This is a genomic window from Pseudomonas sp. OE 28.3 (assembly GCF_014268205.2).
GTDB classification, from domain to species: domain Bacteria; phylum Pseudomonadota; class Gammaproteobacteria; order Pseudomonadales; family Pseudomonadaceae; genus Aquipseudomonas; species Aquipseudomonas edaphica.
This window is the reverse complement of sequence record NZ_CP077082.1, coordinates 1984932-2002788: the sequence shown is the minus strand read 5'-3', so window position 1 is coordinate 2002788 and position 17857 is coordinate 1984932. Positions and strand designations below refer to the sequence as shown.

The following is a 17857-nucleotide window of genomic DNA, read 5'->3' as shown; positions in this document are numbered from 1 at the left end:
GCCTCGCTCCTGCTTGGCTCTGGGTTATTTTTAACAGGTGGTGTCTGTCAGGTTGCTGAACCTGAGGTATTCGCACCACAGGGCCGGTATTTGAGCGCTCAAGCGGGTCCGAAACGCCCCAGCACCGCCTCGACAAAGCGCCGCAACTTGGCCGTGCGCTGGCGGTTCGCCGTGTAGACCAGGTGCATGGAGCGGCTCGGCGCCTCGAAGCCTGGCAGCACCCGCACCAACTCGCCCTTGGCCAGTGCCGTGCGCAAGAAGTCTTCAGGGCCAAGCACGATGCCGAAACCATCCAGTGCCGCCGTCATCAACGCCCGGCTTTCGTTGACCTGCAAACGGCTGGCAACCTGCACCTTGTGCACAGTGGTGCCTTGGTAAAAGACCCATTCACGCTCTGCCGGGCGTGACCAGAACGCATAACCCAGGCATTCGTGATGCTCAAGGTCTGCCGGCACCAAAGGCACGCCCCGTGCGGTCAGGTAGGCAGGCGCAGCGCAGGCCACCAGGCGATAAGGTGCCAGCGGCCGAGCCGTAAGGCCGGTCGTCGCCAGGGGGCCGATGCGAAAAGCCGCTTCATAACCCTCCTCCACCAGGTCGACAAAACGGTCGGTCAGGTGCAAGTCGATTTCCACATCCGGGTTGTCACGCAAAAACCCGGTTATCAGCGGCATCAGGCTGTAGGAGCCGAACGTGACCGGGGCGGTGACCTTCAACTTGCCGCGCGGGGTGTCATTCATGATCTGCGCCAACGAATCGGCCGCCTCGGCTTCCGTGAGAATATGTTTGCAGCGCTCGTAGTACGCGCTACCCAGCTCCGTCAGGCTTTGCCGGCGCGTGGTGCGGTTGAGCAAGCGGGCGCCCAGGTGTTGCTCCAGCGCGGTGACATGCTTGGCCACCATCTGCGGCGACAGGTTCAAGCGCTCGGCGGCGCGGGCATAAGAGCCCAGCTCGGCAGCCGTTACAAACGCACTCATGCTGGTTAGACGGTCCACAATTAACTACTCCCAGTAACTACACTGACTCCAAACCACCCATTTATCACCCAATGGTTGCCAATCATCATAGCCACTCCCCCACTTCGCAGGAGCAAGGCCATGAAGATTGGCGTGATTGGAGCAGGTTTTATCGGGCGCGCCGTGGCCCAACTGGCCCTGGCTGCCGGGCACGCGGTGATGCTGAGCAACTCCCGTGGCCCGCAGACCATGAGCAGCGTGCGCAGCGGCATACCCGGTGTGCAAGTGGGCAGCGCGCAGGATGCCGCCCAGTTTGGCGACGTGGTGCTGGTGGCGATCCCGCTTGAACACTACCGCAGCGTGCCCGCGCAGTGGCTGGCAGGCAAAACGGTGCTGGACGCCAACAATTACTACCCTGACCGCGATGGGCATATCCCGGTGCTGGACCGTTTTGAAACCACCACCAGCCGCCTGTTGGCCGAGCATTTTGCCGACTCAAAGGTCGTCAAAGTGTTTAATGCGATCTTTGACTCAGACATCAACCGCGATGCACGCCCCCACGGCGCGCCTGACCGTCGCGCCCTGCCGGTGGCCGCCGATGATGCGACGGCAAAGGCGCACGTGATCACGCTGCTCGACGAGCTGGGTTTCGACGCGGTGGACGCGGGAACGCTGGATGAAAGCTGGCGCTTTGAGCGGGCCAAGCCTGCGTACTGCGTGGCGCTGGATAAAGCCGGTTTAAAGGCCGCATTGGCCGCCGCCGAGCGCACAGTTGAACTGCCGCCAGCCGAACGCTCCCGCACCTGAACCCACGCCCACAAAAAAGCCCGCTGACCGTTACCGGTTCAGCGGGCTTTTTAACATCAGGCTTGGCTTACAGCGCCAGGTCAGACGTCGGCTTGCTCGGCTCAGCCGCAGGCTTGGCAGCCTCGGTGGCCTTTGGCGCGGTCAGCTGCGGGATCGCAGGCGGAGGCGTCAATTGCAGGATACCGGCGGTGTAGGCCCACTCCTTCGCAACAGCCTCAGGGCTGTCGTTCAGCTTGGTGCCGTAGCTCGGCACGATCTGGTGCAGTTTGGCCTGCCACTCAGGGGTCGCGACCTTGTCCTTGAACACTTTTTGCAGCACGGTCAGCATGATCGGAGCCGCGGTGGACGCGCCTGGCGATGCACCCAACAGGCCGGCGATGGTGTTGTCGGCGGAGCTGACCACTTCGGTGCCGAGTTTCAGTACGCCGCCCTGCTCTTCGTCACGCTTGATGATCTGCACGCGCTGACCGGCTTGCCACAGGCGCCAGTCGGACTGCTTGGCGTTCGGGAAGTACTCTTGCAGCGCCTTGAAGCGGTCGTCATCGGACAGCATCAGTTGGCCGGCGAGGTACTCGACCAGTGGGTATTCACGAATACCGACTTTGGTCATAGGCCAGATGTTGTGGGTGGTGGTGCTGGTCAGCAGGTCCAGGTACGAGCCTTCTTTGAGGAACTTGGTCGAGAAGGTTGCGAATGGGCCAAACAGAATCACACGCTTGCCATCCAGCACGCGGGTGTCCAGGTGCGGAACCGACATCGGTGGCGCGCCAACCGAAGCCTTACCGTAGGCCTTGGCCATGTGCTGCTCGGCGATGGCCGGGTTATCGGTCACCAGGAACGAACCGCCAACCGGGAAGCCTGCGTATTCCTTGGCTTCAGGAATGCCCGACTTTTGCAGCAGGTGCAGTGCACCGCCGCCGGCGCCGATGAACACGAACTTGGCGTCGGTTTCGGTCTTGGTGCCGTCTTTCAGGTTTTTGTAGCTCACACGCCACGAACCGTCGGCGTTCTTGGTGATGTCCTGCACTTCGCTCGACAGTTTGAGATCAAACTTCGGCGTGGTTTGCAGGTGAGCGACGAACTGGCGGGTGATCTCGCCGAAGTTCACGTCGGTGCCGATCGGGGTCCAGGTGGCGGCGATCTTCTGCTTCGGATCACGGCCTTCCATCATCAATGGAACCCATTTGGCGATCTGCGCCGGGTCTTCGGAGTACTGCATGCCGGCGAACAGCGGGCTGGCTTGCAGGGCTTCGTAGCGCTTTTTCAGGAACTTGATGTTGTCATCGCCCCACACAAAGCTCATGTGCGGTGTGGAGTTGATGAACGAACGCGGGTTCTTCAGCACGCCCTGCTGGACCTGCCAGGACCAGAACTGACGGGAAATCTGGAACGCTTCGTTGATCTCGACCGCTTTCGGGATCTCAACGGTGCCGTCCTTGTTTTCCGGGGTGTAGTTCAGCTCGGCCAGGGCCGAGTGACCGGTACCGGCGTTGTTCCAGCCGTTGGAGCTTTCTTCGGCCACGCCATCAAGACGCTCGACCATCTCCATCGACCAGTCCGGCTGCAGCTCATTGAGCCAAACACCCAGGGTCGCACTCATGATGCCGCCGCCGATCAGCAGCACATCGACTTTCTTTGCCTCTTCCGCGTGAACGGACGTGATCCCCATCGACAAAGCCAGCCCCAGCAGGGCAGTGTTTACTTTTTTAAACATCAGTAGCACCTATGATAAAACGCCATCCGCCCCACCGCCCCTGACTCTGCAGGCCGTAGGGTGGGCACACAAGGCCGACGTAGCGACCTCACTGTTTTTGTCCCTTCTGCGCTGACTTCTTATCATTATTGGCTTCAGCTACCTGGGCGACAGCCGACCGCCGGGACGTATACGGGTGTACGCACCGGGGAAAGACTAGACCAAGACGGCGCGCAGAATATCACGCTGAACCGCATTTATGCGCCGTTTGGCCAATTGACAGCTCTAAATCGCGGCTTTTAACGCGCACGTGTCAAGCATCGCAGCCGCGACCTGGGGTCACAGGGCGTTTAATCAAACTGAACGCTCGCGCAAAACGCTGTTCTAGACACCTTCGTGGCGGCTTGCGTAGCATCGCCACTGTCCTTCGTGCACTTTTTTCCTACAGAGTTACCCATGACTATCCAGCAAACACCCGGGCACGTACTGCCCGCGCGCAGCGCCGCCAAAATGGAAGCTGCCATGGCCGTGGGCGCCTTCGCGATCGGCACCGGCGAATTCGCCATCATGGGCCTGATGCCCGACATCGCCCAAAACCTGGGCTTAAGCGAACCCCAAGTCGGCCACGCCATCAGCGCCTACGCCCTGGGCGTGATGGTCGGCGCGCCACTGCTGGCCATCCTCGGCGCCAAATTGCTGCGCAAACACATGCTCTTACTGCTGATGGGACTCTACGCCCTGGGCAACCTCGCCACCGCCTTCACCCCCACCTTCGGCTCGCTGGTGGCCTTCCGCTTCATCAGCGGCCTGCCCCACGGCGCCTACTTCGGCATCGCGGCCGTCGTCGCCTCCAGCATGGTGCCCAACGACAAACGCGCCGGCGCCGTGGCCCGCGTGATGATGGGCCTCACCCTCGCCATGCTGCTCGGCAACCCCATCGCCACCTTCCTGGGCCAACACCTGGGCTGGCGCTCGGCGTTCGCACTGGTCAGCGCCATCGCCCTGTGCACTATCGCCCTCGTCTGGCAATTCGTCCCCGACCGCCACGACGAACCGCGCAGCGACCCGCGCAAAGAACTGCGCGCCTTCACCAAACCCCAAGTGTGGATGGCCCTGTCCATCGGCGCGATTGGCTTTGCCGGCATGTTCTGCGTGTTCAGCTACCTCGCCCCGACCATGCTCGAAGTGACCAAAGTCTCGCCCCAATGGATCCCCTTCGGCCTCGCCGCGTTTGGCGTCGGTGGCATCATCGGCAACATCGCCGGTGGCAAACTGTTCGACCGTATGCAATTTCGCGCCGTGGGCTGGATCATGGTGTGGTCGATGGCCGTACTGATCTTCTTCACCTTCGCCGCCAGCTCGCTGTGGAGCGTACTGCTGGGCATCGGCCTGGTCGGCACCATGATTGCCATGGCCGCGCCGCTGCAAATCCGCCTGATGGACATTGCCCACGAAGCCCCAAGTTTGGCGGCGGCGTCCAACCACGCAGCGTTCAACCTGGCAAACGCGTTGGGCCCATGGTTAGGTGGAATGGCAATTACAGCGGGATATGGCTGGACCAGCACCGGCTACATTGGCGCCGCCACCGCGCTGGTCGGCCTGGGCATCTACCTCATCGCCCGCCGCATGAAAGACGGCCACTGATACATCACAGGCCACCCCTGTACCAATGTGGGAGCCCTGCACCCATGTGGGAGCGGGCTTGCCCGCGATAACGGTGGGCCAGTCAACAAATCAACGACTGCCCACCCGCCCACTCAATCATCATGCAACAACCCCGACCCATACTCCCCATAACTACTCCCCAACCCACTCCCGCCAAAACTCATCTTGGCCGCCTTGCTCGGGCTATGGTCCCCAAACGCCTGGCATCCGCCAGTAAAGCAAGGATCACCACTCCCGCCCGACGACCCCGTCGAACAAGCGCCCAACAGCAACGCACCAGCAATCAGCGCGACTTTAACCAGGTTCGAGATCATGTTTTCAGTTCTCTATGGGCTGGAGGTGCGGGGGGCCTCTCTTGAAGAGGATCGTAGACCTCAAAGGCGCTGGGGATTATGAAATTTTGCGCGGTGACAGCAGGGGTTCAGGTTGCCGCCTTGGAGTAAGGCGGCGGGGTTGGGGTCAGGCGGTGGCTGGGCTGGCGGCAGGGGCGACTTGCTCTTGGGCGCGGGCGACGAGTAAAGCGCTTAGGTCGATGAGTTGCTGGATGCCGAGGATGATGGCGCGGTGCGGGTCTTCGAGGTCGAAGGCCAGGGTGGCGGTTATTTGGTTGGCGGAATCGAGGTGCTCGGCGGCGTTGGCTAGGAGGGTTTCGGTGTCGATGTTGGGGCTGACGGAGAATAGGTTGCTGGTTGGGTTGTCGGCGGGGGCGGCGGCGTCAGATGGCGGCAGGTAATGGTGGATCGCTCTCTGGGCAGCCTTTTGTAGCTTGGCATCAGCGGGTGCGGTGTTTTGATCGACATAAAGATTGGGTGATTTGTTATGCATGGGCGAAGCTCCAAATATTTTCGGGAGTTAAAACGCCTTAGCAATACGGACTTCCACCTCCGGCCACTGGGTTTGCAGCGGCTTGGGTAGACTAGCCACAGAGGGTCCCACGGGCAAGCCTAAAAGAGTGTGGGAAAGTTCCTGGCAATATCGTGGCCTGCACCCTGTATCCGCCACACATACGGCCGCAAGATCTGCGGCAGCTTGAGGAAGTTAACGATGAGAGCGGTCAACCCCAGAAAAAGCGCACGCCTCCAAAAAATTTTGGATTCCAAAAAATAAATTTTAAATCTCTGCATACAATAATTTATCGGTTTTTCAACTCTATCAGTTCAAAGAGGAAATTTGCCACCGCAGTCGCCTGAACTAGTTCAGAAAAAGCATATTCAATTTCGTCTACTGATACACATACCCACTTAGAATCCGGAGCTTCGAGTACAAATGGATAACCGTGATCCCGATCAATTATAAAATATGCAATCCGCCGCCCCTTCGTCGTATCATGCGTTGATACTGCATAAAGAGAGAAGACAGAATGCCCCAGAATCGCCATATTATGGTTCGCATACGGTTCGAATTGGAGCTCAGCAGCACCAAAAGTCCCTTGTAACACCAGAGCCTGGAGCGAATTTAATTTTTCATCAATTTCACGTCTTTGCCTATCAGTATTTTTCGCAGATTCAAGGCCCGCAGCTAACGCACTCATAAAGTCAGTCATAATATCTAGTCACTCGTCCATACACAGGTAAATGATCGAATTTTTTAAAAAAACTACCATCAAGATACTCATCCTCTTGATAGTTAAACACAGATGTGAACTCCTCATCAAGATGCCAAGCGGTATGCCCCATGAATGCAGACGACACTATAATCTGATCAAATGTAAACCACTTAGTCACATGCCCACTTGCCTTATAATAATAAGTCCCATAGCAGGGCGACATAATATTTTTTCGTTTATACGGTTTAATCCCACCTAAAGTTCTCCAAAAAGGATTGTAAAGTATAAAAGGCTTATTAAACACTACATCCCTATCGCGAGTAGCAATTAGCTTATCATATATAGGCTTGTCAAATGGCTCATCATTATAATCTCCCATTAGAATAATTTTTGCAGCGTACCCTTCCTCCTCAAATACCTCATCGATTTCAGATCTCAACTTATATCCAAGCTCATCTCGCCCCAGGTCTGGCCGAGACATACGACTAGGCCAATGAGAAACATAAAAATAAAAAACCTCACCTGTAGATTTGTTTTTAAACTCCAGCTTAACTGCCACTCGCAACGCACCCGAATAATGTGGATGCACTATATTCTGACTCCTTACAAACTCCAACTTGTCAACCCGATAGAAAATAGCAATATCAAATATTATTCGCCCTTCCTTACCAGTTATACTAACCGACTCAAACCCCATCCTTAAAAACGAAATCGCCAATGTTTGAACAAACAAATCAGAAACTTCCCCAAAAGCCATAACATCAAGCTTTAACGTCTCTTCCAAATGGCAAAATAAAAACCAGGGGCGCAATACACTAGATATAGCTGGTTCTTTAGCTGATGCCACTGGTGGCTTCAACCCGACATTCCACCACGCAAAGGTTATATCCACACAAAACTCCTCTTAGTCGAGAACCGCTTCCATCAAGCAACGCTCCTTAAAATCAAAAGCTAAAAACAGAAAATCTTACAAATCAAACTTAACATACTTCGTAGAAATAAAAGAACTATTGGACGCCCCCATCTATTTTCCTCAACGATCACTTTCTGCGCAAATAGCAATGGCTATTCCGTAGCTATATTAGAGACAAAGAAAAAGTGGGACAGATTTATTTAACACTGGGTCGCGCGTGGCACAATCAACACCCAGCCCCCTTAGGTCCGTTCCTGATAAACTCCCCACCCCTCGTAGTCTCCATCCCAGATCCCAATGCTCTCAGATATAGCTCCACCTCAAACCCTCTCCCGCGCTTCTCCGTCGCCCCCATGATGGATTGGACCGACCGCCACTGCCGGTACTTCCTGGGCCTGCTCTCCAAGCACGCCCTGCTCTACACCGAGATGGTCACCACGCAGTAGAAATAGGGTCAGACCATATTTAGATAATGGTGGTCTGACCCTATTTTTCCATAAGCAATCATACAGGCGTAAAAAAACGTAGGTAGGTGTTTATGGGCGATTAAACGCCTTTAGCTTGGTCGGACTTCCACATCCAGCCGCTGGGTTTGCAGCGGCTGGAGGGGTTAGCCAGAAGATGTCTGAGCGGCAAGCTGAGTAGACTGTGAGAATTTTCTCAAGCCCCTAGCTACTCAACCTGAACATTCGACTCGCTATATGGCAACTTCAGTTACGCAATAAAAACTCCGCCAAATTTTGATAACCTTTATCGAGCATACCCGCGTCCTCTTTTGTATCCATAACTCGCCGTACAAACTTCTTCACATCATCAACAGGCATTTTCGCGACCAACTCTACTAGCTTAGGGACTGCGTCTTTTCTTGACTTCCCAGCATAAAAGCTTTTCTCCAAAGAAAGCCCAAATTTCCTGATGCTATCTAAACTCGATAGGTACTTCCCGCTCTCCAGACCTGCCACGAATACCGACAGAACTTCAAGTTTTTCAGGATCATCCACCTGAAAACTTGAAAGATCAATCACTCTTTCACCACCAGCCGATTTGGCCGAAACTCTCCTCGTACCTGCGTCCTGACCAGTACCAGTCTTCTGGTTCGCCCTCACGTTATCAAAGATAGTATCTATCCGAGACTTCCTAATAAATTCAAAGGCTTCAATCAGCTCACCTTTAGTAAACTCATTTTGAAGCGAAAGTATTTTTATCACTGCTTGCTTTACTTTCGATCTCACTTCAACCCTACCTTTCTGAGAAACTCATCAGATACATTATTGAACTCCGAAACAACGTAATCTCGCGCATAGTTAGTCTGAAATATGGGTGTGCCATCTCTAGAACCCGCAGGATATGAGTCTGAATGATGGGCGGCATTTTTCAACACAGACCAGCCTTGTTTTTTGGCGATTTCAGCAACATCGGCCATTGAGCGAATTTGCTCATTTGGCGTATTCGTCCTACGCAATCCGTTGAATATAATTCCACCCATATCTATGACTTGACCTGGATGCTGCAATTTAAATTCATTCAGGGAGCGAGCAAGTAAAGGTAGCCCGATTGTAGCTAAAAACTCCGGCCTTACAGGAACAAAAACATATCTACTAGACCGATAAGCCGCAACAGTTAAAATAGACTCAGTCGGAGCACAGTCAATAATAATCAGATCATATTGATCTTGAACTCTAGACAAAAACTGAGGCAAAAGATGTGCTTTCTCAGTAGGATTTTTTAAAGTCCATGAAAGCTCCAATCTGGACGGAACGAGGTGTAACAGACTCCCATCCGTCCATTCTCTTAATTTATGGATTACTTCGTGAGGCTGAACTAATGTTGGTGCGCCGTGTGCGGCATTAGGCGCAGAAAACTGTTCAAACACATCTACAATTGTTTTAGATTTCTGGAGGAGCTCTAGATATGCCTGCGCCCCCAAAAAATACTGACTTAAGTTCGCTTGCGGATCTAAATCCACAGCCAGTACACGAAGATTTTCTTTCCACGCTGACCTCCAAGCTAAATTAAAAGTCAGAGTAGACTTTCCAACACCGCCCTTCATATTTATCATAGAAACTACAGTCGCCATATCCTTCCCCACTTGTGCAGTGCCAAAAAAGGCATCCCAACACGCAATATTCCGTTATTAGAAATAAGTACCAGCTACAACTGAATAAAAAACCAGCTCAGTCTGGTTTTTTATAAATATAGTTTATTACTGCTCAGTGAAAAACCAAAAAGAGCATCAAGCGCGGATAAAATTGCTCCATTTCTTCACCAAGATCAAGCCCCAGGCGAACCCATTATGCCGAATGGCGTCCAGCTCTCTTAAAATCTTATTCAGCTACATATCGACATTTACGCAGTTTCCGCCCTCAGGCAGTCGGAAAGACCGTCCTTACGAAAAGGTGAAGCGCACAGACCACGCCTCCCCCACACATAATACCCATCCCTGATAAACTGCGCCCCATTCACCCCGCTGACTCAGATCCCCCCATGCCCCTACAATCCGCCCCACTCTCCCGCCGCTTCTCCGTCGCCCCGATGATGGATTGGACTGACCGCCACTGCCGGTACTTCCTGCGCCTGCTCTCCAAGCACGCCCTGCTCTACACCGAGATGGTCACCACTGGCGCGATCCTGCATGGCGACCACGACCGTTTCCTACGCCACAACGAAACCGAGCACCCGCTTGCTTTGCAGCTGGGTGGCAGTGTCCCCGCCGACCTCGCCGCCTGTGCGCGTATGGCTGAGGCTGCCGGTTACGATGAAGTGAACTTGAACGTCGGTTGCCCGAGTGATCGGGTGCAGAACAATATGATCGGCGCGATCCTGATGGCACACCCTGCCCTGGTGGCGGAGTGTGTGAATGCGATGCGGGATGCGGTGTCGATTCCGGTGACGGTGAAGCATCGTATCGGGATCAATGGGCGGGACAGTTATGCCGAGCTGTGTGATTTCGTTGGCACGGTGAGGGACGCGGGGTGTACCAGTTTTACGGTGCATGCGCGGATTGCGATTCTGGAGGGGTTGTCGCCGAAGGAGAATCGGGATATTCCGCCGTTGCGGTATGACGTGGCGGCGCAGTTGAAGCAGGATTTCCCGGCGCTGGAGATTGTGTTGAATGGCGGGATCAAGACGCTGGAGCAGTGCCAGGCGCATTTGCAGGTGTTTGATGGGGTGATGTTGGGGCGGGAGGCTTATCACAATCCGTATGTGTTGGCGGAGGTGGATCAGCGGTTGTTTGGCAGTGAGGCGCCGGTGGTGAGTCGGGCGCAGGTGTTGGCGTTGTTGCGGCCTTATATTGCGGAGCATTTGGCGAGCGGTGGTGCGATGCATCACATTACTCGGCATGTGTTGGGGTTGGGGACCGGGTTTCCGGGGGCTCGTCGGTTCAGGCAGTTGTTGTCGGTGGATATTCATAAGGCGAGTGATCCGTTGGCTTTGTTGGATCAGGCTGGGGAGTTGTTGGAGGGGCGGTGAGGGGTTGGGTGTCAGTTGGTTTATTTGGAGGCTGACAGGCCGCTTTCGCGAGCAAGCCCGCTCCCACAGGCTTGAGTGCAGGGTGTCAGGGGGTTGGTTGGTGGCTGGGCTGGCGTTATCGCAGGCAAGCCAGCTCCCACAGTTTGAGTGCAGGGTGTCAGGGGGTGGTTGGTGGCTGGGCTGGCGTTATTGCAGGCAAGCCAGCTCCCACCGTTTTGGGTGATGGGTGTCAGGGTTGGTCGGTGGCTGGGCTGTTGTGGCGAGCAGGCTTGCCCTGCGTTGGGGTGCGTAGCGGCCCTGATGACTATGACGGCGTTCTGAATGAAAAACTCGATCGCCTTACTGGGGCTGCTTCGCAGCCCAACGCAGGGCAAGCCTGCTCGCCACAGGAAGCCAGCTCTCACACGGGGCCGCGTGGGTTGGGGGAACTTGGGTTGAACCTGTTGGGGGTTTTGGTCTCCTATTTAGCACCAAGACGGGGCATTCAAACGGCTGTTTTCAGGTTGTTGCCCTCGCAAACAACTGAATGTATTTGCGCCCTTGAGCGCTTGTCGGCGCTCGGGTAATGTCATCAGACCCACAGGACAGAGCACGCCCATGACTTCCAAGCTGGAACAACTCAAGCAATTCACCACCGTTGTAGCCGATACCGGCGATTTCTCCACCCTCGCCAAGCTCAAGCCGCAAGACGCCACCACTAACCCTTCCCTGCTGCTCAAGGCGGCGTCGATTCCAGGCTATGCCACGCTGCTGGATGAGGCTGTGAAGGACTGCAACGGTGACGTCGGCCTGGCCAGCGACCGTTTTGCGGTGGCGGTAGGTCAAGAGATTCTCAAAGTCGTGCCGGGGCGTATTTCCACTGAGGTGGATGCGCGTTTGTCGTTCGATGAAGCCGCGATTCTCAAGCGTGCGCACCGTCTGATCGACCTGTACGACAAAGCCGGCGTAGGCCGTGACCGCGTGCTGATCAAGATCGCCTCCACCTGGGAAGGTATCCGCGCAGCGGAGAAGCTGGAAAAAGAAGGCATTCAAACCAACCTGACGCTGCTGTTCTCGTTTGCCCAGGCCGTGGCCTGCGCCGAAGCCGGTGTGTTCCTGATTTCGCCGTTTGTAGGCCGTATCTACGACTGGTACAAGAAGGCTAACGGCAACGACTACACCGGCGCTGAAGACCCAGGCGTTGTGTCGGTAACGCGCATCTACAACTACTACAAGGCCAATGGCTATAAAACTGTAGTGATGGGTGCGAGCTTCCGTAACCTCAGCCAGATTGAAGAGCTGGCCGGCTGTGACCGCCTGACCATCAGCCCGGACCTGCTGGAGAAGCTGGCCGCCGATGAAGGCAAGCTGGAGCGCAAGCTGTCGCCAGGCCATGCCGGTGAAGCGCGGGTGCATTTGACTGAAGCGCAGTTCCGTTGGGAGTCCAACGAGGATGCGATGGCGACTGAGAAGCTGGCAGAGGGGATTCGTCAGTTTGCTCGGGACCAGGAGAAGCTGGAGGCGTTGTTGACTGCCAAGCTGTAAGGCAGGCGGCGACAAAAAGGGCGGCACCTGTGAAGGTGCCGCCCTTTTTTGTGGTTCGCAGTTCTCAAACCAGTCACCGTTCAAACTGTGGGAGCTGGCTTGCCTGCGATAGCGGTGGGTCAGCAATGAATAGGTGGCTGACATACCGCTATCGCAGGCAAGCCAGCTCCCACATTGGATTGGGTTTCAACTGAAGGTCAGTGGCGCTCTAGGGCGTTGACCAGGTCGTGGAACGCTTCGCGGTTGGACTCGTTCAAGCCCATCAGGATCTTGTGCGCTTCCAGCACCTTGACCCGTACCACTTCTTCGGACTGGTCTTGCGAAGGCAGGTCGGTCAGGCATTCCGGGCACGGGATCGGGCGGTCAACGATGTTGAACACCTGGTCAAAACCCATGGACTGCAACAGACGGGTGATGTCTTCGTGGGTGGTGACGACGGTCGGCAACAGGCCAACCTTCTGCCGAGACAGAATGGACAACTTGGCCAGCAGGCCAAGGGTGGTGCTATCGATGCTGCGGGTTTCGGTCAGATCGATCACGATCGCTGAGAAGTTCAGCGCGGTGAAGATCCGCTCAATCGTCGCATCCAGCGCCGAACACAAGGTCAGGCGCACTTCACCGACAAACTTCAGGACGAAGGTCCCGTCTTGCTCGGCGAATTGGATTCTTCCGGTACTCATCAAAGATTCCTGCTCAACACCAATAGGGCGATATCATCCGGCATCTCCCCTAGCGTGGACAATCCAAAAACCTGCCGCAGGCCATCCAGGCTGCCGCCCGCCGACTTGACCTTTTGGGGCAAGGCGGCTTCTTTCTCTTTGAGTGTAGGCTCTGGAAGAAGGTCCAGTATGCCGTCGGACATCAGCGTAAGGCTGAACGTCGGCGGCAGCTCCAGGATGTGGTCTTCGTAGGTGGCTTCGTTAAACAAGCCCACCGGCAGACCACGGCCTTCCAGGTAACGCACACTGTCGGGAGTGTATAAAACCGGCATCGGCAGGTGACCACCGATGCTGTAGGTCAAAAGACCGGTTTCTTCATCAATAACGCCGCCAACCATCGTCACGTGCTTGCCCAGCTTGCAGCTGATCAGGCCTCGGTTGATGTGGCCCAGCACCTCGGAGGGGGTGAACTCCGGCAAGGTGCCATTGCGCTTGGATTCGAACAACAGCCGTGTGGTCATGAACTTCAACAACACGGTAACAAACGCAGAAGAAGCGCCGTGGCCGGACACGTCGGCCAGGTAGAACGCCACACGTCGCTCATCGACGCGGAAGTAGTCGACAAAATCACCCGACAGGTACAGCGACGGGATGATCTGGTGCGCAAACTTGAATTCGTCGATGGTCCACGGGCTCACCGGCAGCATGTTCATCTGCACCTGGCGACCGGCGTTCTGGTCTTCCTGGAGCAAATTGAGGCTGGCTTCGAGTTCGCGGTTGGCGGTTTCGAGCTTTTCGCGGTAGCGCTGGTTTTCCAGCAGCAGGCGAGCACGGTCCAGCGCGCGGCGCACCGAATGCTCCAGCACCGCCAGGTCTTCCAGGGGCTTGATCAGGTAGTCGGCAGCGCCCAGGCGCAGAGCCTCGACAGCATCGTTCATCACGCCGGCACCGGACACAACAATCACTGGCGTCTGCGGCGCACGCTCGGTTACCTGGCGAATCAGCTCGAGGCCGCCCATTTGGGGCATGCGCAGGTCGCAGATCACGAGGTCGGGCTTGTCGCGCTCGAACACCTGGAGACCCTGTTGGCCATTACTGGCCTGCAGGACGCTGAAGCCACTGTCTTCCAAATAGGCCGCGAGGCTCGCGCGCACTACTTCGTCGTCATCGATTATCAGCAGCGTGGCACTGGTTTTTTGCATGTGGGCAAACGGCGCCAGAATTAGGTTGGCGTAGGCGGCTCGGCAATGGCCGGGCTCACGTACTGGATTCGCTTTCTAGCCTCTCTGTCCTACAAAGTACTGGGATTTCTCCCATGCACAACGGTAAAGCAGAGGTGCCCTTCTAAGGCGCAGACGGTACTCCCATCCGTCAGGGGTTTCAAGCTCATGCCGATGGTCGCCGGGCGTCTTTACACCGCAAATCACCGGGAGTTATAAGAACAGTCACCACCACAACACAAAGTAAGGATGGAACCCGTGAGCGAACATGAGCGCGGCTACGACGAAAAACGCGATTTCATCCGCATGCGCGTGGATGCCGATGTGGCGCTGATCCACGCGGGGCAAGAGATTGCCGGGGTTTGTGTGGACCTTTCCAGCTCCGGCATGCAGGTTGAGGCACCTCGCCAGTTTGAGGTGGGTGACCACCTGACCGTGCGCATCGATTCGGAACATGCCGCCCTCACGGGCCTGGAGGCGGACACCGAGGTGGTGTGGGCCAAAAACGAAGGCGAGCGCCAGCACCTGGGCCTCAGGATCTTGAAAATGCGCTGAAAAACGCGCACAAAAAAGGCGACCTATAGAGGTCGCCTTTTTTCATTTCAAAACGTCACGGCTTAAAAGTCGTCGACGACCTTGCCGTCTTTTACCTTGAACTCACGGTTCTGCAGGTAAGCGTTACGGATAAAGGTGTATTTGTCGCCCGTGATCAGCTTCTCGCTGTCGAGCAGGCTGGCACGGGTATCAACGATGTTCAGGCCGAAGGTGCTGTTGCGCCAGCCGATATCGTTCATGTAGCGGTACGGTTGGGTGTAGCTGTCGACGTATTTGGACGGCGCATCACGCAGGGTGCTTGGGCCGAGCAGCGGCAGCATCACGTAAGGACCGCTGCCGACGCCCCAGTAGCCGAGGGTCTGGCCGAAGTCTTCATCGCTGCGTTGCAGCCCCATTTTGGTGCCCACATCAACAAAGCCAAGCACGCCGAAGGTGGTGTTCATCAACAGGCGGGCAGTGTCCACACCAGCGGCGTGCGGCTTGAGCTGCAGCACGTTGTTGGCCAGGTTGCCGACATCGCCGATGTTGCGGAAGAAGTTGTGGATGCCGTCTTGTACAAATTGCGGGGTTACAAATTGATAACCCTGGGCAATCGGCTTGAGCGCGTAGGTATCAACGGTGTCGTTGAAGGTGAAGATCGGGCGGTTGACGCTTTCCCATGGATCGTCTTCCGACGCAGCCTGGGCCGCGAAGGGGGCGAGCAGGATAGTTGCACACACAGATAGCTGAGCGAAGTACTGGCTCCAGCGCATAGCTTTGGCTCCTTGAATGATCTGTCATGGGCGCTATGCCCTGAATAAGACCGTCAGTATATGACGGATGTGTGGATTTAGGCAGTAACGAGGAAACGACATACGCAAAATGCACAAAATTCCTACAAACAGGTTAAGTGTCATCCGCTTGTCATGCAGCCCGGATAGCGTCGTAGCTATTTCAGGGAAGTCGAAATGCCTCACGCCGAAATTGCCATAGCCAGCGCCCCCACCTTGACTGCCGTGCTGTTTGGCCTGAGTGGCTGCCTGGTGGATTTCGGTTCCCAGGCCCGCACAGACTCGCCCTGCCCCGACTCCCAGGCCACGCCCGGCGCGCTGAAGATTCTGCGCAGCCTCAAGGACCAAGGCGTGCCCTGCGCCTGGCTGGATGAACTGCCCGCCTCGGTGACCACACCCCTGTCGGCCGCATTGCCCGACTGGGTGAAGGCAACACCGCCCTCCTCCCTCCGCTGGCCGGCGCCACATGCCTGCTGGCAAGCCTTGATGGCACTGAATATCGAACGCCTCGAAGGCTGTGTGCTGGTCAGCGGCGAGCCGCGTTTGCTGCAATCAGGCCTGAATGCCGGGTTATGGACCATCGGCCTGGCGTCCTGCGGCTCGCTGTGCGGCCTGTCACCTGAGCAATGGCAGGCGTTGACCGAACAACAGCGCGAGCACAAGCGCGGCAAAGCCACGGTGGCGCTGTATGGGCTGGGCGTGCATTCGGTGATCGATCACCTTGGCGAGCTGGGCACCTGCCTGGCGGATATCAGCCTGCGCCAGCTTAAAGGCGAGAAGCCCTGATAGAGATCATGCACTCAAGGCGCCGGTGGATTAATCTACAGGTCAGCCCGTAGACCTTTCACGGCGTGCCGCGGTCTATGCCAGTGCCTATCGATAAAAGGAAGAACGTCATGCCTGACCGCATAAAGCTTGAAGAACAGGTCAACATCCTGCGCGGGCAGTTGGAACAGCAACCGCCGCTGTCTGAAGAAAAACGTGAAGCACTGGAAGCCTTGATTGCCAAGTTCGAATTACAACTCGAACTTGAACCGGCCACCCAAACGCCCAGTATTTCCGACGATGTGAATCAAGCAGCCATAGAGTTCGATGCCGAACACCCGGTCATTTCCGGGACATTGCGCAATATCATGATCACCTTGGGCAACATGGGGATCTAACCCGGCCCCAAGCCAAACACAGAACCAAAATGTGGGAGCAGGCAAGCCAGCTCCCACATTTGTTTTGTGTGACGGCTACTGACGAGCCAGGCGCACGTTCTGGAACGGCACATCTTCCGTGCTGCGATACGGGTTGATATCCAACCCACCGCGCCGCACATAACGCGCATACACCGTCAACTTCTCTGGCTTGAGCAACCGCTGCAAGTCCAAAAAGATCCGCTCCACGCACTGTTCATGAAAGTCCGAGTGCTGGCGAAAGCTCACGATATATTCCAGCAAACTGGCGTGATCCAGCGCGTGACCACGGTATTCCACCACCACGCTGCCCCAATCCGGCTGACTGGTGACCGGGCAGTTGGATTTGAGCAGGTGGCTGTGCACGCTTTCCTCAACCATGCGCGAGTCGTCGCAACGCAGCAGCTCCGGGCGCGGGTGCTCGTAGTTGCTGACACTGATGTCCAGCTCGTCAATGCACGCCCCCGGCAACGCCATCACGCCTTCAGCCTCAACCTCGGCCAGGCTGCGGATACGCACACTCACAGGCAGGCCGGCGGCGGCGCTGAGGTCGGTGCGCAAGGTGGCTTCCAGGCTTTGCGTGTCGGCAAACGCGGTCTGGTTCAGCGAGTTGAGGTACAGCTTGAAAGATTTGGACTCGATGATGTTCGGCGACTCGGCCGGGATGCTGAATTCACCGATGGCCACCACCGGCTTGCCCGATGGCAGCAACCACGACAGTTCGAAGCAGTTCCAGAAATCCACGCCCTTATAAGGCAGGGTTTCGGCAGTCAGGCCCAGCTCGGCCCATTTGGCGGCGCGAGGGATCGGAAACAGCAACGACGGCGTGTAGGTGGAGATGTATTCACTGGACTTGCCCAGCGGCGAATGTTCGGCTGCGGGATGCATGGCGGAAACCTG

Annotated in this window: 19 protein-coding genes and 1 pseudogene; 8 read left to right on the top strand and 12 right to left on the bottom strand. The window is 56.3% G+C overall.

Annotation, left to right across the window (positions count from 1 at the left end):
* Window positions 1-98: 98 nt before the first annotated feature.
* Window positions 99-974: a LysR family transcriptional regulator gene (locus tag HU759_RS09065; protein WP_169985859.1), complete on the bottom strand. Its 876-nt coding sequence runs from the start codon at window positions 972-974 to the stop codon at window positions 99-101.
* 87 nt (window positions 975-1061) lie between these two features.
* Between HU759_RS09065 and HU759_RS09060 the strand changes: the two genes are divergently transcribed.
* On the top strand, window positions 1062-1760 hold the full coding sequence (locus HU759_RS09060; RefSeq protein ID WP_264082989.1) for an NAD(P)-binding domain-containing protein: 699 nt from the start codon (window positions 1062-1064) through the stop codon (window positions 1758-1760).
* Between the two features lie 67 nt (window positions 1761-1827).
* Here HU759_RS09060 and mqo read toward each other — a convergent pair whose 3' ends face one another.
* The gene (gene mqo / locus HU759_RS09055) at window positions 1828-3474 is read right to left on the bottom strand and encodes a malate dehydrogenase (quinone) (RefSeq protein ID WP_017137456.1); all 1647 of its coding nucleotides are present in this window, start codon (window positions 3472-3474) and stop codon (window positions 1828-1830) included.
* 435 nt (window positions 3475-3909) lie between these two features.
* On the opposite strand from mqo, the gene HU759_RS09050 reads away from it, so the two are divergent.
* Entirely contained in the window at window positions 3910-5097 is a 1188-nt protein-coding gene (locus HU759_RS09050; RefSeq protein ID WP_186617498.1) for an MFS transporter, read from the top strand.
* Window positions 5098-5210: 113 nt separating this feature from the next.
* On the opposite strand, the gene HU759_RS29820 is transcribed toward HU759_RS09050, so the two are convergent.
* From HU759_RS29820 to HU759_RS09035, 4 genes are all read right to left on the bottom strand, one after another.
* Window positions 5211-5432 carry a hypothetical protein gene (locus HU759_RS29820; RefSeq protein ID WP_225933040.1) on the bottom strand — a complete coding sequence of 74 codons (222 nt, stop codon included), beginning with the start codon at window positions 5430-5432 and terminating at the stop codon, window positions 5211-5213.
* 145 nt (window positions 5433-5577) lie between these two features.
* Window positions 5578-5943, bottom strand: a complete 366-nt coding sequence (locus HU759_RS09045) for a DUF6124 family protein (protein WP_176991211.1) — start codon at window positions 5941-5943, stop codon at window positions 5578-5580.
* 307 nt (window positions 5944-6250) lie between these two features.
* Entirely contained in the window at window positions 6251-6661 is a 411-nt protein-coding gene (locus HU759_RS09040; RefSeq protein WP_176991212.1) for a hypothetical protein, read from the bottom strand.
* Window positions 6654-7556: a hypothetical protein gene (locus HU759_RS09035; protein WP_176991213.1), complete on the bottom strand. Its 903-nt coding sequence runs from the start codon at window positions 7554-7556 to the stop codon at window positions 6654-6656. Before HU759_RS09035 ends, HU759_RS09040 begins: the two co-directional genes overlap by 8 nt.
* 305 nt (window positions 7557-7861) lie before the next feature.
* Here HU759_RS09035 and HU759_RS29970 point away from each other — a divergent pair.
* Window positions 7862-8017 (top strand): annotated as a pseudogene (locus HU759_RS29970) (tRNA-dihydrouridine synthase); the annotation flags it as partial.
* Window positions 8018-8287: 270 nt separating this feature from the next.
* On the opposite strand, the gene HU759_RS09025 reads toward HU759_RS29970, so the two are convergent.
* Window positions 8288-8809: a hypothetical protein gene (locus HU759_RS09025; RefSeq protein ID WP_176991214.1), complete on the bottom strand. Its 522-nt coding sequence runs from the start codon at window positions 8807-8809 to the stop codon at window positions 8288-8290.
* Window positions 8806-9654, bottom strand: coding sequence for a ParA family protein (locus HU759_RS09020; RefSeq protein WP_176991215.1), 849 nt, complete (start codon window positions 9652-9654; stop codon window positions 8806-8808). The genes HU759_RS09025 and HU759_RS09020 overlap by 4 nt, the downstream gene beginning before the upstream one ends.
* A gap of 407 nt (window positions 9655-10061) precedes the next feature.
* Between HU759_RS09020 and dusA the strand changes: the two genes are divergently transcribed.
* Together dusA and tal are read left to right on the top strand one after the other, a co-directional pair.
* Window positions 10062-11048, top strand: a complete 987-nt coding sequence (dusA, locus tag HU759_RS09015; RefSeq protein WP_186617500.1) for a tRNA dihydrouridine(20/20a) synthase DusA — start codon at window positions 10062-10064, stop codon at window positions 11046-11048.
* A 597-nt stretch (window positions 11049-11645) separates the two neighbouring features.
* Entirely contained in the window at window positions 11646-12572 is a 927-nt protein-coding gene (gene tal, locus HU759_RS09010; protein ID WP_138454296.1) for a transaldolase, read from the top strand.
* Between the two features lie 197 nt (window positions 12573-12769).
* Here the strand turns inward: tal and rssC are convergent, their stop codons facing one another.
* Window positions 12770-13252 carry an anti-sigma factor antagonist RssC gene (gene rssC, locus HU759_RS09005; RefSeq protein WP_003172602.1) on the bottom strand — a complete coding sequence of 161 codons (483 nt, stop codon included), beginning with the start codon at window positions 13250-13252 and terminating at the stop codon, window positions 12770-12772.
* Window positions 13252-14433, bottom strand: coding sequence for a two-component system response regulator RssB (gene rssB, locus HU759_RS09000; protein ID WP_099548684.1), 1182 nt, complete (start codon window positions 14431-14433; stop codon window positions 13252-13254). The genes rssC and rssB overlap by 1 nt, the downstream gene beginning before the upstream one ends.
* 276 nt (window positions 14434-14709) lie before the next feature.
* Here rssB and HU759_RS08995 point away from each other — a divergent pair, with 276 nt between their 5' ends.
* Window positions 14710-15006 carry a PilZ domain-containing protein gene (locus tag HU759_RS08995; RefSeq protein WP_099548683.1) on the top strand — a complete coding sequence of 99 codons (297 nt, stop codon included), beginning with the start codon at window positions 14710-14712 and terminating at the stop codon, window positions 15004-15006.
* Between the two features lie 62 nt (window positions 15007-15068).
* Here the strand turns inward: HU759_RS08995 and HU759_RS08990 are convergent, their stop codons facing one another.
* Window positions 15069-15758, bottom strand: coding sequence for a VacJ family lipoprotein (locus tag HU759_RS08990; RefSeq protein ID WP_065929195.1), 690 nt, complete (start codon window positions 15756-15758; stop codon window positions 15069-15071).
* Window positions 15759-15953: 195 nt separating this feature from the next.
* Here HU759_RS08990 and HU759_RS08985 point away from each other — a divergent pair, with 195 nt between their 5' ends.
* Window positions 15954-16562, top strand: coding sequence for a phosphatase (locus HU759_RS08985; protein WP_099548682.1), 609 nt, complete (start codon window positions 15954-15956; stop codon window positions 16560-16562).
* A gap of 110 nt (window positions 16563-16672) precedes the next feature.
* A complete protein-coding gene (locus HU759_RS08980) occupies window positions 16673-16939 on the top strand; it encodes a DUF4404 family protein (protein ID WP_017137441.1) in 267 nt (88 codons plus the stop codon).
* 75 nt (window positions 16940-17014) lie between these two features.
* On the opposite strand, the gene queF is transcribed toward HU759_RS08980, so the two are convergent.
* A complete protein-coding gene (gene queF / locus HU759_RS08975; RefSeq protein ID WP_186617502.1) occupies window positions 17015-17845 on the bottom strand; it encodes an NADPH-dependent 7-cyano-7-deazaguanine reductase QueF in 831 nt (276 codons plus the stop codon).
* Window positions 17846-17857 lie beyond the last annotated feature (12 nt).